The organism is Paraglaciecola sp. G1-13 (assembly GCF_055809255.1).
Genome location: NZ_CM147903.1, coordinates 918,797 through 935,151 on the forward strand (window position 1 = coordinate 918,797; position 16,355 = coordinate 935,151).

At 39.8% G+C, this 16,355-nt stretch carries 14 protein-coding genes; 13 read left to right on the plus strand and 1 reads right to left on the minus strand.

Features of this window, described 5'->3' with window-relative positions; genetic code table 11:
* Position 1: 1 nt before the first annotated feature.
* Genes AC0L6N_RS03795 through AC0L6N_RS03810 form a run of 4 tightly spaced genes read left to right on the plus strand, consistent with a single transcriptional unit; the run spans position 2 to position 4,337 of the window.
* Entirely contained in the window at positions 2–847 is an 846-nt protein-coding gene (locus AC0L6N_RS03795; RefSeq protein ID WP_011574032.1) for an XrtA system polysaccharide deacetylase, read from the plus strand.
* Between the two features lie 21 nt (positions 848–868).
* Positions 869–2,362 carry an exosortase A gene (gene xrtA / locus AC0L6N_RS03800; RefSeq protein ID WP_473478984.1) on the plus strand — a complete coding sequence of 498 codons (1,494 nt, stop codon included), beginning with the start codon at positions 869–871 and terminating at the stop codon, positions 2,360–2,362.
* A gap of 11 nt (positions 2,363–2,373) precedes the next feature.
* Positions 2,374–3,273 (plus strand): FkbM family methyltransferase, encoded by a 900-nt coding sequence (locus AC0L6N_RS03805; protein ID WP_473478986.1) that lies wholly within the window; start codon positions 2,374–2,376, stop codon positions 3,271–3,273.
* Between the two features lie 17 nt (positions 3,274–3,290).
* Entirely contained in the window at positions 3,291–4,337 is a 1,047-nt protein-coding gene (locus AC0L6N_RS03810) for an acyltransferase family protein (protein WP_473478989.1), read from the plus strand.
* Here the strand turns inward: AC0L6N_RS03810 and AC0L6N_RS03815 are convergent.
* Complete coding sequence (locus tag AC0L6N_RS03815) at positions 4,324–5,412, minus strand: right-handed parallel beta-helix repeat-containing protein (RefSeq protein WP_473478992.1); 1,089 nt, start codon at positions 5,410–5,412, stop codon at positions 4,324–4,326. The genes AC0L6N_RS03810 and AC0L6N_RS03815 overlap by 14 nt on opposite strands.
* A gap of 185 nt (positions 5,413–5,597) precedes the next feature.
* On the opposite strand from AC0L6N_RS03815, the gene AC0L6N_RS03820 reads away from it, so the two are divergent.
* The 9 genes from AC0L6N_RS03820 (at position 5,598) to AC0L6N_RS03860 (ending at position 16,351) form a co-directional block, all read left to right on the plus strand.
* Positions 5,598–6,317, plus strand: a complete 720-nt coding sequence (locus AC0L6N_RS03820) for a hypothetical protein (RefSeq protein WP_473478995.1) — start codon at positions 5,598–5,600, stop codon at positions 6,315–6,317.
* Between the two features lie 129 nt (positions 6,318–6,446).
* Complete coding sequence (locus AC0L6N_RS03825) at positions 6,447–7,805, plus strand: hypothetical protein (protein WP_473478998.1); 1,359 nt, start codon at positions 6,447–6,449, stop codon at positions 7,803–7,805.
* A 246-nt stretch (positions 7,806–8,051) separates the two neighbouring features.
* A complete protein-coding gene (locus AC0L6N_RS03830) occupies positions 8,052–9,407 on the plus strand; it encodes an O-antigen ligase family protein (protein ID WP_473479000.1) in 1,356 nt (451 codons plus the stop codon).
* Positions 9,404–10,996, plus strand: coding sequence for a GMC oxidoreductase (locus AC0L6N_RS03835; RefSeq protein ID WP_473479001.1), 1,593 nt, complete (start codon positions 9,404–9,406; stop codon positions 10,994–10,996). The genes AC0L6N_RS03830 and AC0L6N_RS03835 overlap by 4 nt, the downstream gene beginning before the upstream one ends.
* Entirely contained in the window at positions 10,993–11,358 is a 366-nt protein-coding gene (locus tag AC0L6N_RS03840) for a hypothetical protein (protein WP_473479003.1), read from the plus strand. Before AC0L6N_RS03835 ends, AC0L6N_RS03840 begins: the two co-directional genes overlap by 4 nt.
* A gap of 139 nt (positions 11,359–11,497) precedes the next feature.
* Positions 11,498–12,727 (plus strand): TIGR03087 family PEP-CTERM/XrtA system glycosyltransferase, encoded by a 1,230-nt coding sequence (locus tag AC0L6N_RS03845; RefSeq protein WP_473479006.1) that lies wholly within the window; start codon positions 11,498–11,500, stop codon positions 12,725–12,727.
* Complete coding sequence (locus AC0L6N_RS03850) at positions 12,711–13,292, plus strand: acyltransferase (protein ID WP_473479009.1); 582 nt, start codon at positions 12,711–12,713, stop codon at positions 13,290–13,292. The genes AC0L6N_RS03845 and AC0L6N_RS03850 overlap by 17 nt, the downstream gene beginning before the upstream one ends.
* Positions 13,293–13,443: 151 nt before the next feature.
* The gene (locus tag AC0L6N_RS03855) at positions 13,444–14,793 is read left to right on the plus strand and encodes a glycosyltransferase (protein ID WP_473479011.1); all 1,350 of its coding nucleotides are present in this window, start codon (positions 13,444–13,446) and stop codon (positions 14,791–14,793) included.
* 91 nt (positions 14,794–14,884) lie between these two features.
* On the plus strand, positions 14,885–16,351 hold the full coding sequence (locus AC0L6N_RS03860; RefSeq protein ID WP_473479012.1) for an oligosaccharide flippase family protein: 1,467 nt from the start codon (positions 14,885–14,887) through the stop codon (positions 16,349–16,351).
* Positions 16,352–16,355: the final 4 nt, after the last annotated feature.

Here is a 16,355-nt window from a genome sequence, read left to right on the forward strand (position 1 = left end):
GATGCCTGTCACAGGTTTAAATGCGATGACAGTCGATGTGGAAGACTTCTTCCATGTTTCTGCGTTTGAGTCAGTTATTACGCCTGACCAATGGAAAGATTATCAGCCTAGAGTAGATAAAAATACACGCACCCTGCTTGAGATGTTTGCCAAGCATAATGTTAAATCAACTTTTTTTGTGTTGGGTTGGGTTGCAGAGAGATATCCTGAATTAATAAAAGAAATTCACGCCCAAGGGCACGAAATCGCCAGCCACGGGTATGCGCATAGACGCGCCACAGAACAAACGCGAGAGCAGTTTACGGCTGATGTAACTCGGTCGAAGGAGCATCTTGAAGATTTGTTAGGGGAAGCTCTTACTGGCTATCGTGCCCCAAGCTTTTCCATAGGCTACAACAATGAATGGGCATTTGAGGTATTAGCTGAACTTGGTTTTAAATATAGTTCTAGCACCTATCCTGTGAAACATGATTTGTACGGTACACCAGACTGGCCGCGTTTTGCCTATACGCGCAAAGAAGGCATTATAGAAATTCCAATCCCTACCCATAAAGTGATGGGCCGGCAAACACCCATAGGTGGCGGTGGTTACTTTCGTTTGTACCCATATACCTTGACAAAGTCTTTGATTACCGGCTATCTGAAAAAAGAGAAACAGCCGTACTCTTTCTATTTTCATCCCTGGGAAATAGACGCTGACCAACCTCGCATGACTAATGCACCCCTTAAATCAAGATTTCGTCACTATGTGAACTTAAATAAAACTCAAGGAAAACTGGAGCGATTACTTAATGATTTTTCATGGGACACCATGAAGAGTGTTTATAATATTGAAAGCACTAGCTAGGAATAGGACGGAGTCTTTCCAATGAATGATGGAAGTATGCGTGCCCCTGAAGAACGTCATTCAGTAATAGGGATTATTGCGCTGCTAATTGTTGTCGCGTTTTGGGTGGCTACATTTTGGCAGGGGCTTGTCTCCGCGATTGATATTTGGATTATTTCCGATATTTTTAATCACTGTTTATTTGTAATCCCTGCCAGCATTTATTTTATTTATTGTAAAAAAGAGCAACTCTCGCTTTCAGCCATTAGACCAAATTACTGGGTTTTAATTTTATGCTTTGGTAGCTTAGGGCTATATGGGGTGGGGCTCTCAGGTGGTGTTCAGCTTTTCATGCATGTTGCTACATTTACCTTCTTACCTTTTAGCATTTGGTTTCTATTAGGAAACGAGCAAGCTAAAAGAATCTTATTTCCTTTATTCTTTATTGTTTTTTGTATTCCGGTAGGCGAGGAGTTAATTCCTACGTTGCAATCTGTTACCGCAGACTTATCTGTCATGATGCTGCAGTGGGTCAATGTACCAATCTATCGCAGTGGCTTATACATAGAGATCCCAGAGGGCCGGTTTCTTGTGGCAGAAGCATGTTCAGGTATCAGCTTTTTCATCGCATCTATTGTGATTGGTTCGTTGTATGCTTATATGAATATGCAGTCGAGTGTTCGTAGATTTTCGTTCGTGTGTATATCCATTTTTTTCCCTATTATCGCCAATGCTATAAGGGTGTTTGGCATTATTTTGACCGGCCATTTGACGAATATGGAGCATGCTGTCGGTGCGGATCACCTTATCTATGGATGGGTGTTTTTTAGTTTAGTGATCATATGCTTAATAGGGCTGGGCGAGTTAATAAGAGAAAAGTCTTCTGACCTAAAACCAGAAACACCACTTGCAATCCCCTTTGTATCCTCTAATCAAGTTTATATAAAGGCAAGTGTGACAATATCGGTTTCTATGTTGTTTTTCTTATTCTGGTACCAACTTATCCAAAGCCAACTAGTAGCCGGAACCTCACCTGAGCGTCTCAAAGCATTGCCTTTTACAAGTGCACAAGTAACTGCTAACTGGTCGCCTGAGTTTGTCGATTATTATGACAAAAATACTTCTCGATTCGCGTTCGAAAACAAAGCGGTTGATATGTATGCGGTTTGGTATCCTAAAGGACGCGGAGAGTTGGTGAGTTTTGCTAATCGTATGTATTTGGAAGACTCTTGGACATTAGAGTCTGCTTATTCAGTCATTATAAATCCAGAGGACAAGATCAACGTTGAGCAAATAGTTAATGCTCGGGGAGTTCGCTTGCTTGGGTATTGGTATTTCGTTGATGGCGAGATATTTTCAAGTAAAAATCATGCAAAGTTATATGAAATTTATCAAATAATGTTAGGGCAACATTATGGAAGTGGTCTTGTTATGGTTTCAGCAGAAATTGAGTACAGTACGTTAGACACTGATAAGGCATGGTTCAGTAGAATGATGAGCAACAAGTTTAACGCTATCAATCAGATATTTCCGTAACGACTAATAATATGCAATCTTTCAATTTCGCTGAGCGGCACTTTAATCCTCTTGTTAATCGTTGCTTGGTTTGGGCGCAGACCCATGAATGGCGAGGAAAGCATCGCTTTTATCTATGGATGAGTGTGCATTTTCCGCACAAACTGATCCGTTATAAAGTCAAAGAGCGTTTCTTTTCTGTCCCGTTAACCGAATTATGTTTTTGGTTGGAAGGTGGACCTAATAATTACTATTTAGAAGAGTTTATACCCTTCTGCGATTTACTCAGTGACTTAGAAAAGCCTTTTACTCTTTTCGATTTAGGAGCAGATATCGGCACAGTCTCGTCTTTAGTTGCATCTCGCTGTTCCAATTTAAGTAACATTATTGCATTTGAGCCAAATCCAAACTCTTTCACTGTACTAGAGCATAATTTTTCTCAATTTTCGCTCGATGTAATGGCGCTAAATTCAGCGGTGTCTGACTTTGATGGAAAGGCTGATCTTGAAGCTGATATGAGCCGTGCTAACGACCATGAAGGCCAGATAATCAGAGCTGATTCGGGAGCTGTCGATGTTGTCAGTTTAGATAGTTGGTATAGATTGAACCCTCAGGTGAAATTATGTTCGCGTGTGGTCGTTAAAATTGATGTCGAAGGGCAAGAACAACAAGTACTGGCCGGTGCAGCTCAGTTATTAACCCATGTAGATTCAGTCATTTTGTTGCTTGAAATTCACCCTGATGTGCTGTTAAAAACGAACATTACACCAGAAGAACTGTTTCGCCAAGCTGAAGCATTACGAGGGTTCGACTGGTATGTCCCTATTGTTTCTAAAGATAAAAAAGTCGATAGAACGACAGCGTTTTTTAAGCAGTATGAAATGAAACAATACGATGTGATCGGTATTTCGATTCCAATTGAGCAACAGTAGATAACAAAGGGAAATCTATGTTTGGGGTGTATCGGTTTATATTAGCGGTTAATGTGGTGATATATCACGTGCTAGACGTCGCTTCTATTGGTCCGTACGCGGTGTATAGTTTCTTTGTACTAAGCGGCTTCTTGATGACCATGATAATGAATGAGTCCTACGGTTATTCATTAGATGGTTTCAAACGCTATGCTTTGAACCGATTTCTTCGTCTTTATCCTGTCTACTGGTGCCTTTTATTATTAGGTATCTGCATAATATTATTGATTGGAAATGACGTCTCAGGCGTATTTCACACTAAAATGATTTTACCTAATGACATTGCGAGTGCGATAGCAAATGTCACTATGATCTATCCTGCATTTGAGCCTGTCACCTACCCAGTGCGTATTTCTCCTGCTACTTGGGCTTTGAGTATTGAAATCGTTTTTTATATTCTTATTGGATTGGGTTTATCAAAGTCACCGATAATCAGCTCACTTTGGTTAATTTTAAGCTTTAGTTGGGTTGCGGTAACCGTCTACAAATCTGGGTATCTATTTCTAGAATACGGAAATGTAATACAAGCTTCTCTCCCGTTTTCGATTGGTGCATGGATTTATCATTATCAAGCATTCGTAAGTAGATTAATCCAGCTTATTCGAGGTCGAACGGTCGTGTTTCTATATTCAGCAAATATATTGTTTGTTGTACTTTGCCAAATTTTCATTCCTGATAAAGCATGGTTTGTGAGTATGCTAGGAACTTGGGTAAACTTGCTTCTCAGTGCGTTAATGACCATAGTTTTATTCAAATTTGGTGGTCACTATTTTAGTAAAAAAGTGGATAGGTTTTTTGGCGATTTATCCTATCCGGTATACCTCTTTCATTGGTCAAGTGTGGCGCTTGTTTCTTGGGTAATAACAGACGACATGAGTAAGGGCCCGTTGGTGTTTCTACTCGGTTTGGGTTTGACTATTCTTGTCTCAATTGCGGTTAATAAATATATCAATGATTACGTTGAGCATATCCGTAAGCGCGTCCGAGAGAGAGGGTCCCAGCCTACTACCACTACTGTTGATTAATGATTAAAAGCTCATCGTCCGTAACAATATCCGATAAGTTATTTTTGACTACATTATTGAATAAAGACGCCTGAGCATTATTTCGTTTTTGTATCGCTTTATTCGTGATGTTATCCATGATGACTACATTGCGAGTTTCTTTAAACCGGTACTCAATGGCGTTGGGGTAACTGTGAGCTAGATAAACTCTGTTGTCGAGTACTTGAGTGTTAGGTGTTTGCTCTAAGATTATACCCACATCTGAACTGGGATGTTCTTTGACCTGATGGACGATAAGATTATTGATTATAGCGCCCCCTTCAGCAGGCCTGCCTTGAAGACCAAACCCTATCCCGCGATCACAGTTAACGATGATATTATTTTCAACGGTGTTGCTTTTAGCGCCGTTCCAAAAATGTATCGCAAATTCAGCTACTCGGTTATCTGGGCTAGCTATATTACGAAAAATGCTGTTTGCAACCATCCAACCTCTAGCTCCGTGAGCATCTAACCCACCAATATAATAATTGGGGCCAATTCCGTTAGTGTATTTAAACTCACAGTTATCTACGATGCCGTAATCGCTTGCCCTTTTAGAACTGCCTCCAGAGGAAACCTTCACTAATTGTTCATAGCTATCTTGTAAAATACAATTTTTCAGAACTGGAAAATCGGCATCTCTTTCGCCTGATATTTGAATTAAATGATTGCCTGCGTCTGATAATTTAATGCCATCTAACGTGAAATGCTTAGCATTAATATTGAGAATGTTTTCTACGGCGCTTCTGTTGCGCATACCATGTCCGATGATATGTGTTGAGGATGGGTCTGATGGATTGCCAATGAGTCTGATATTAGGGGCAGAAATCAAAACGGTTTTCGAAATTTTATAGGTCCCTGATGCTAATACTATATCGGTCATACCTGACTTGTTTGCTTGATTTATCGCTTGATAAAAAGAGGAAATATTATTGACATGAATCACTTTTCTCAAGTCCGAAGAGTCTTGTGCTGTGACTAATTGGGAAGCAACAAGCATTAAACTGAAGCATGTGATTTTTAGAGCGACTTTGAGTATTTTTAATAGTCTATTCATAATTCTTGTCCACATCTCATTTTACATTCCCATTTTGATTGCTACCATTAACTATGACGGTTTTATCAAATTACCAAGTTATTGGTGGGCATTAGAGTCGTTAGCTTATAGTAAGAAATTGGAGTTGTTAAACATATTTAGAGTTAATGGATGCTACTAAATTGAGTAAATGACATGGAGTTAATATGACCAAATCCCTCGCCGTTTTGTACATCAATACACACCATAAAGATGGCTTTTACGTAAAAGAGGCTAACGCTTCAGCAAAAAGCTTTAAAAAATACCTACCTAATGCAAAGTATTATCTTTACACGGACTATGAAAAACCAATTGCCGATTGTGAATTTGACGAAGTGATTCCTTACAAATTTTTTGTTCCGGAACATCTGAAAGACCGTGTTCATTTAAATGGTCAGATGATTGTTAAACATGCCGCAATGCAACAGATGAGCGAGGAACATGTGCTGTTATTAGGAGCAGATACCTATGCTTTAAAAGAACATGTAACGGAGCTGCCCAATATTTTAGAACACTTCGATATTGCAGCCGCACACGCTCCAGTAAGAATCAATACTGAGCTAGGCAATACTCCCATTCCAGAAATACCTGTTGCTTTCCCTGAGCTCAATTGTGATTTGATCTTATATCGCAATTCAACAGAGGTACGGAATTTGCTCTCAAGATGGGCCGAGTTGTATTTAAAAGATAAGTTTAGCCACCCACATGATCAAGGTCTTTTCAGATACCTGGTATACCATTCAAATCTGAGATTGAGTGTACTGCCACCCGAATGGAATTATAGAGAGCATGAATACAGAGAGGACACCGTCATACTGCAAAATAGGTTCATGCTTGATGAATACCTCAACCCGAAGAAAAGTATACTAAAGCGCTTGTGGGGTTAAATAACGATTTCTGTTTTCTCACTACACGTAATACGTATATAAGCCCATTGATATTGACTGTGATTCAGCATCATTGACCGATCTGAGCGGTCATAAAATGATAATATACGAATAGGGTAAATACTCAGTATGGTCGAAAGAATGCTACATGTTACACGTGCACTCACTGTTTTGTTGTCGATAAATTTTGTCGCTCTGAATTTTTCATCTATTTGTTTGGCGTTCGACAAGACACCGAAAAATTTTGCAGATGATGAAGATCAACACTCATCGGTTGCGTCTGTCGAAAACTCACCAGCGCTCCGCTACCCGTTATTTGATATTGAACAGTTAGAATACAAGGGTGGATTCAGAACAACAGGGCGTTTTCACCAAAAAGAAAAGGGTAACTCACTCAATTATTCTGGAGGTGTCTTTACATATAATGCGAAAAATCACTCTATATTCATCATTGGGCATCCAGAATACGCCGCAGTCGCAGAAGTTAAAATTCCTCCTTTAGTTGAAAGCTCAAGTGTTAGCGATTTTAACGTCGCTAATCAATTAATTCAGAGCTTTACACGGTTTCATAAGACAAAACGCGTAGATACCGGTATTCGCAATCACTTTAGAGTGACGGGTTTGGAGTTGGTTGGCAAAGGTTTAATGGTGAACTACATCGACTGGTACGATGCAGGGGGGAAAGAAACAGATACCACTGTCTTTTTCGATGACGCTTCGGACTTGGCTAACAGTAAGATAAATGGACCTTATCAACTGCAGGGGGCAGCACATTCAGCAGGTTGGATTTCAAAAATACCAACAGAATGGCAAAAATTGCTCGGTGGAACATACATAAGTGGTTCACAACCAAATGCTTCCATCATCAGCAGGCGCTCAGTCGGACCATCAGCATATATCGTAACTCCCGAAGAAACTATCTTACAGCAAGGACAGGGGGAGGTGCCAGCTAACGGATTGTTGGATTTTCCATTATCAAATTTACTTTACGACAAGTCTGCTTACCCAGGAAAGATTTACCCAGACGATATATTAAGAAATGATAATGGTAAAAATAAGATGTGGACATTTTTGTCTGGGGCTGGGTACGGTTTCATTATTCCTGGTACCAGCACTTATATGACAATAGGTAGATCGGGAGGGCATGAGACTGGAGTCGGTTATAAAATCAAACAAGATGACGGCCGTTTGTGCGGTGGTTATTGCGCCTTTTCTGCCACAGATTACTCGAGTTATTACTGGCTCTGGGATGTAAATCAACTTTTGAAGGTAAAGTCTGGGCTGATTAAACCCTATGATGTTCGCCCCTATGATTATGGTGAATTTTCGACTCCTTTTGCAGATAAACGCTCAATGGTAGGCGGGGCCGCTTATGATGAAGTAAGTGGCTTGTTATATCTCTCATTCCCAGGAGCAGACAAACTTAACAAATATTTGAGACCACCTGTTGTCTTAGTTTATAGACTAACTAGGGGGGCAAAAAAATGAGCTGTTCACACAGCATAGAAGTTTAAAAGACGTTTGATCTAAGCATTGGCTTAATGTTAGTTTTCAATATCCTCATCAGTATTAGTATTGATTTTTAGCAGTTTTTAGTAAAAAATCGCGTTAATATATTGTCAAAACTCCGCCCTACCATTTTGACTTTTCGTTTTGAAAGAGAAAGCCTGAGTAGATGTGAATCAAGTCGTTTAAATCAGTTGTGTGCAACTGAATTAAAAAGAGCAATCTTTCATGCGTGACATAATCGTTTTACTTGTATCTCTATCGTTTATTTTAGCTGCACTCACGAGCCGTTTTGCAGGAGCTATTGGCTATTGGTGGTTCGGAATTTTTCGGCCTCAAGATTGGGTGTGGGGTAATATCAACACGCTTAAATTGCCAATGATAGCCATCGTGCTATTTGTCATTCCTTGCCTGATCCAAGGGCTTTGGCCGAGATTCAGGGACGTGATCAGCAAATTTTTTCTGGTCTATATCGTTTTAACGCTACTCACTCAATTGGTTTCTGCTTGCTCGCCGATTGGTTTTAGGGCTGAGTACTTACAACAATTTTGTATCCTTATCTTTGCGATTCTTCTAACTATACGAGTAACAGACTCGGAACAACGGTTCTGTTGGCTGGTCGCGATAGTTGGATTTTCTTTAGCATTTCATGCCGGTAAAGCGGGTTTGTTGGGTATGCTTGGGATGGGAGGGACCTATTACGGAGCTGCCACCATGAAAGGACTTTTCAGTGGCAGCAATGGTTTTGCGTTTGGGTCCGCAGTATTGTTGTTTTTTAATATATTTGTGATCCGAATGGCTTATGCAAAAAATGCGATGGAATACCTGCCAAAAATTATTCGCAAAGAATATATTTTGAAGATGATAAAGTTGGGGGGGCCGATTGTATGTTTAGGTATCATTTACAATGTTATTACCTTATTTTCCCGAGGGTCCGCATTGGCAATGTTCATCGGTTTAATGATGTGGTTTAGTCTCTCAAAACTTCTCAAATTCAAACATATTCTTGCATTCGGTCTTGCTGGTTTGCTAGTACTTTCTGTCGTAGGTTTACCTGACGGATATGAAGCAAGATTAGCCAGCGCATTCGCTGATGAAGAAGAATTAGACGGTTCAGCGGCATCTCGTCCGCATTTTTGGAATATAGCATTGGATATGGTGGCGGATAATCCTCTAGGGGTAGGGCCAGGTTGTTACAATACCTATTACAACATCTATGATGGATCGTTTGGAAAATACGGTTTCTACCGGACCGTGCATAGTGCTCACTTCGAGGTTTTATCTGAAATAGGTTATTTAGGTTTACTGTGCTGGATATTGTTGTACATAGTGTCAATCGTGAAGCTATTTAAAATAAGAAATATAGTCAAAAATAAAGTAGAACAAAGCGACAAAGATTACTTTTTCGTGAATGCAGCCAATTTCTTAATTGTGAGTATTATCGTATTTTTTATTGGCTCGTCATTTTATGCAATGGCATACAACGATATTATTTGGTTACTATGGGGGTTGACCGCTATTCTCATCACCCTATTTGAAGGGCATACATCCCCAGCTAAGTTAGAAAACAAAGGAAAGCAATGATTATTGATGCTAACACCCTGTCGCAAACACAGGAACACCGATTTCAGTATTGTATTCTTGGCGGTGGTGTAGCTGGTATTACACTAGCAAACGAGTTACTGGCCAGCGGAAAATCGGTGTGTATTGTTGAAGGGGGTGATGAAACATTCACCATGGAGTCGCAAAGTCTTTATACCCCTGCTAAAAAGCCAAAAACGTATGAAGATACAACATACAATAGGCTGCGGTTTTTAGGAGGTTCTAGTAATCATTGGGAAAATAGCACCTCAGAATTTAAGCCTAGTGACTTTAAAGTTAAGTCGTGGATTGAGCACAGTGGATGGCCTATTGAATACAAAGATGTTCAACCGTTTTACAAGCGTGCTGCGCAATATTGCGGCACAGGAACTGATGGCTATGAAACGAAGTACTGGGCACAAACACTGGAACAAACGGATGTTTTGAGGGACTCTACTAAGATTGGCTCAAACATAGTGAAGGCTGCTATACCGCCTGTACATTTTTTTGCAAAGTATGGTCAGCCACTTGTTGAAGCGGATAATGTATCAATCTTTAAAAATGCCAACTTAATTGATTTAGAGTTCGATCAAGCATCTTCAGAGGTAAGGCAAATAGTTTTTACTAATTATTCTGGTATTGAGCAATTAGTCACCGCAGACAAGTTTATATTATGTTTGGGCGGTATTGAAAACGCGCGCTTAATGCTTGTATTTAATGAGAAGTATGAAAATTTACTTGGTAATTCGTCAGACTGTGTTGGCAGATACTTTATGGATCATCCTGTGCTAAGAGCCGCTAAGCTCTATCCGGAAGACAAAGATAAATTGTCGCTTTACACTATGAGGAAGGAAGTCGGTGATCGTCTCCTCAATGGGTTTATTGAGATCAGTGAAGACACATTAATGTCTAAAGAACTGAATAACATTAGAGTGCCACTTGCGCCAGCATCTCATTATGTTATTTCGGAAGGCATCGAGTCTTTCCATGTGCTTGGAACCGCTTGGGATGAAAAAGAGCTGCCGGATAATTTTGGGCAACATGTGGCAAATGTATTGTCTGACATCGACATGGTGACAGAAGCTATCTCTAGAAAAGCGCTTGGCGATAAATTGTTTGATTACTCCGAAGATTTCGGGGGTTATGATCTTCCTATCATGATTGAGCAAACTCCCAAACACGACAATAGAATCTACCTTTCTGATGAGGTGGATGCGCAGGGAGTGAAGAAAATCTTAATAGATTGGACTTTGCATGACGACGATATAGCTCGCATGTGGGGTGCGCTTGAAGTATTGGGTAAAGAGTTAGGGCGTCTTGATTTAGGGCGTTTAAAGATAATGAGAGAATACGAAGATCGTTTACGGTCCGACAAACTCTTTTTCAGCCATCATCATATGGGAACAACGAGAATGGCAGATAGTGAAGAGAACGGAGTGGTAGATCGAAATTTGAAGGTATTTAACACCCAGAATTTTTATATTGCAGGAAGCTCAGTATTTCCTACTGGAAGTCACGTTCCTCCCACATTGACTATAGCTGCGTTGACGATCAGGCTAGCCGAGCATCTCCTTGAGGACGCTTCTGTATGAGCACACAAAAAAAATTAACACAAATAAATACCGCCAGACGTAAGCTTTGTATTCTTTCAGGAATATTACCTTTTGCCGCTAGTGCTCAATCTAAGCTGCTTTACTCTGGTGCTGACGACAAAAGTAGAGTTCTAGAGCCCTTAGCTAAGAACCACTATGCAGATTTTTATAGTGCTTGGATGCTCCAGTTTAAACAAAAGCCTTATGAGTATATTGAGTTTCGTAACCGAGAGCATGGAATGATGAAAAGTTCAGAGATAGTCAAGCATGACTTTGCGCAAGATAACACGGTTGAACTGTGCAGCTTTATATTGAGTAAGTATGAAGCGGCGGTAATCGCACATATCGGATCTTACGCATAGCGTATACGCAGGATAATATCCTAAAGAAGTTAAGACGTTTTTGTGTGACATTTCGTATAAAAACAATGAGACATAAATGAGCTGTCCGGTGCACTGATAAGCGCGGACAACCAGGTATTAAAAGTTAAATCTACTAGATATGAAAATTGTTGTACTGGCCCACCGAGTGCCGTTTCCTGCGAATAAAGGGGAAAAAATTAGGACTTATAATCAAGTAAAACTTCTTGCCTCTTTAGGCCATGAAATTCACTTGTTTTCTCCCTATGATTCAGATGAAGAACTGACATATTTTACTTCATTGCAAAAGACTAGTTGTAAAAGCACTTCGCCTTTCAGGTTGCCTGCAAAAATATTCAAATTGCTATCAGCTGTTCTGTCAGGAAAATCATTTAGTGTTGCAAATTTCTATGTAAAGTCACTGCAAAAAAGTGTTGACCGATTCATTGTTGAAAATCAAGTTGACGTTATTCTTTGCACTGCGTCTTCCATGGCAGAATATGTCTTCAATAGCCAAGCCCTTAATAGCAAGCGGTGTGGACCTCTATTGGTCATGGACTTTATGGACGTAGATTCAGATAAGTGGGCCCAATATCAAAACACTAGCGTTTTTCCTATGTCTTGGGTATACGCTAGAGAGCAGCGATTAGTATCTCAATTTGAACGCCGAATAGCAGAGCACTTTGATAAATGCTATCTCATTGCACAGGCTGAAGTGAACTTATTTAAAGACAAGGTGCTGGACTGCAACAATATCGAGGTACTAGGGAACGGGTTGGATACGAATAGCTTCTACCCCTCACTCACCAAAACTCAAAACGCGCAACCAGTGCTTCTATTCACAGGCGTAATGGATTACAAACCCAACATAGATGCAGTTCTCTGGTTTGTAGAAAACTGTTGGCAGAAAATCATTGCCCATTTTCCTCACGCTAAATTCGTTATTGCCGGTATGAATCCAGTTAAAGAAGTTGAATTGTTAGCTCAGTTTGAAGGGATCGACGTGACCGGATTCGTTGACGATATTCTACCTTACTACCAAACCGCAGATATTTTTGTTGCCCCATTTCGATTGGCAAGAGGGGTGCAGAATAAAGTCCTGCAAGCGTTCTCATGTGCCCTACCGGTCATTTCAACACCTATGGGCGCGGAAGGTATCAATTGCGTTGCTGACCAGAGTATTTTGCTTGCATCTACGCCAAGTGAGTTTGTTGAGCAGGTGTGTCTTTTAGCTTCAGATCACGAACTTAATAAGCACATTGGGGCTGAGGCATTGCGCCTCATTCAACAAGAGTATTCTTGGGAAGGGCAGTTAGCACCCCTTATCAGCTTTTTAATTACTCAAGAGAATGTAAATGAAAAGCGCACTTAAACACTTTCTATTCTTCACATCCGCGGTAGTCGTTTCACCACTGAGCGTGTTATGTATTTTACTAAGTAGTTTGTTTAATAATGACGGGGTATTGACAAGTTTCAGTCAATTTTTGAGTCTGTTACCCAGCAAACTAGGCGTTTATTTACGAGCTGGTTTTTATCGATTTACTTTGACGCGCTGTAGTCCTGACGCAGTCATTTCCTTCTTAGTACTGCTTTCTCAAAAAGACACTGAAATAGCTGAAGGTGTTTATATTGGCCCTCAAAGTAATATTGGCCGTTGTTGCATTGGAAAAAACGCTCTATTAGGGAGTGGTGTGCATGTAATGAGTGGCAAAGAGCAACACAATTTCAACGATTTGGAACGTCCTATTAAAGAGCAAGGCGGTAGATTTCAAAAAGTCAGGATTGGTCAAAATTGTTGGATCGGAAACGGGGCAATGATAATGGCGAATATTGGTGCTAATTGTATAGTGGGAGCTGGTTCAGTAGTATCTAACGACATTCCTGATAACTCAATAGTAGCTGGGAATCCTGCACGTGTTATTAAGAGTAGAGATTAACATTTGGGACGGTTGGTAGTACTACGCACCGAGTTTTAGTAGATAAAATGTGCCTAGTCAACATTATTAATTAAGTGATAACTTCAGTTTTTTTAGAACATCTCATAAAGCAATATTTAAGTGGAAAGCCCACATTTAGGATAGACCGATAATGAATGTAAAATTAAGGATAAATTTGCTACTAAATCGTATTGTAGAATTTATTAAGTACGATTATAACCACCTTAAGTATCCTCTCGTTCTAGCGAGCCATGGCATCATTTCACTTTTACAAAAATTAAATAAACATAGCTTGGCGTTTAAAGTTGCAAGCAATATCTACCGAACTGGATGGGCTAAGAGTGAACAGTTAGGGCTTAATATTGCACTGTACTATTTTAAGTTAAATCCACACTTAGGCCGTGCTATTACACAGCAATTCATTAATGACTTACCCCCTTTGAAAAATACGGAGAAATTTTTTAAGCAACCCGAGGCTATGCTGAACGGTATCATAACAGTGCTTAAGGAACCCCAAGGAGAAGAAAAGGGGGCTCTAATTATTAACTACAGTTACTACTTTCCATTATTTCTTAGGTTTTTTGATATTGAGCGAGTTGCCAAGTCATTTAATATTATTCTAGAGCCGAGTTGGGCTGGTTTCTGCGAAGAAAATATTCTTGCCTATACGTTGGTTGATGCGCCGATATTTTTACAGGTTTATGAAAAAAGAGATAAGCAATTTATCGAAAAGCTCGATAGCAATATAATTCCTATTGAAGTGGGACCGAGTTGGTTTATAAATCACAATAATTTCGTTCCTCCTACATCAGGCGAGCGAGATATCGATCTTTTAATGGTAGCTGCATGGGCCAAATTTAAGCGCCATGGTGCCTTTTTCAAAGCTCTCACCCCATTAGTCAAAAGTAACCCGAGACTTAAAATAGTCTTAGTTGGCTATCCAGTAGATATGACGAAAGAACAGATCCTTGAACTCGCGGCTCTACACAAAGTAGATCACAATATCGAAGTCTTTGAATGGATCACACCTCAAGAAGTTTCCGCCTTACAGAAGCGGGCAAAGGTGAACGTACTTTGGTCCAAGTTTGAAGGTAATAATAGGGCAATCATCGAAGGCATGTTCTGTGATACGCCCGTGATTATGCGTAAGGGGCATAATTATGGAGAAAAATACGATTTCATCAATCCTCAAACTGGCGACTTTGCTGACGAGGATAATTTTGAGAGCGTATATGAAAGGATTATTTCGCGTGTTAAGGAAATGTCCCCTAATTCGTATGTGATGCAAAATCGCAATTGCCAAGTAGGCACTCGAATAATGAGTGACACGGTTAAGTCATATGAGTTAGCGCAAGGGCGTCCTTGGCGTATTGATCTAGATATTAAAGTGAATGATTTACACGGTATGGCTTACCTGGAGCGAGATGAAGATTTCTACGCCAGTAGTTATTTGGTCCTTAAAGACTGCGTGAATCCAACCAACGATTCTCTTAAACATTAGGATATCAAACATTGAACACGGAATTGAATACCAATGCTTGGTATCGGTGTATTACTGATCTCATAAAGCTGAACGCAATAGACTCCTTATCATGTCGTTAACAGGCAAAACAGTTACCAGTATCTTTTACACGGGGTCTACTAAACTAGTCCAACGTGGTTTGGGCATGGTCAGCATGTTGATCTTAGCGCGAATTCTCACCCCAGAAGATTTTGGTTTAGTATCAATCTGTACATTAGCGGTATTCTTATTCAACTCACTCAGCGATGTTGGAGCTAAGCAATATATTATCAGGGCAAAACGAATTGATGATGATTTAATCAATACCGCTTGGACGCTGAATATTTTGATCAAAGGTCTTATTTGGTTAATATTCTTTGTATTCACTCCTGAAATCGCTGCATTTATGGATAAACCTGAGATAGAAAATCCTTTGCGATTTCTATCTATTATTCTTATCGTTGGTTTGATATCAAATCCAGGTATTTGGCTTTTATCTAGGGATTTGAATTATAAGCCTTTGTTCAAAATCGATATTAGTTCAAAGCTAATTTCCTTTACTGTTGTTTTAATCATTGCGTATTACGATAGAACTTATTGGGCTATGTTGTATGGTCTAGTTCTGCAATATCTTCTGCCGGCTATTTTTTCAAATTTTGTATGTACCCATAAGCGAAGGTTTAGGCTAAGCAACATTGGATCACAGGTGAGGTTTTCACAATGGGTGGTAGTTAATAGCTTAGTAGGATTTGCTAGGGGAGAGGGTGACTCTATCTTGGTTGCCAAGTATTTCAACCTAGAAATGATAGGTGTTTATTCGATATTTAAAAGTTTATCGAGCATGCCACTCACTCAGCTTATAAACCCAGCTACTGACCCTCTTCTAGCGACATTCTCTGAGGCTATACGAGAGGATGATTTCCAGCCCTATCAGATGAATACGGTACTATTACTATTGCTTTCTCTTGTGGTTCCACTAACAGCGATGATGGCATACTTTGATAAGGAAATAGTGTTACTCATGCTGGGAGAGAAGTGGGTCGAGCACTCATATATTTTTTCAATTCTAGCTTTTATGTTGGTACCTGGCGTGCTGTTCAAAGTCTTATCCGAATATGTTATGGCTGAAGGGGGCTACAAGCCTATCGTATTTTATCAAGTTTCGATGACATTCATTACATTAGGTGTTCTTTATTTGGTCATCGGTGGGAATTTAGATGAGTTCTCTAAAACGCGAGTCTTTATTTCTTTTACGAGTATATTCATTTTTGCAAGCTATTTTCAGTTAAAATATAGGCTGTTTAAATTTTCCGATGTTTTTTTGTTCGTGCTACCACTAATTGCCGCAGGAGCAGCTAGTTTGTGTTTAACAGGTTTGGGGCTCGCCGAGATGCATTGGCTGGTTAGACTAATCCTAGGTTGTAGCGTTTTTTCAATTGTTTATGCTGTGATATTACTGCTTTTAGTGTATCTAAACAGGAAACGTTATGAATGTAAGTTATTTCTGTCTTATGTCGTGGCGGTAAAAAACTTCATTAGACGCAAGGGATTGAGCTAAAATC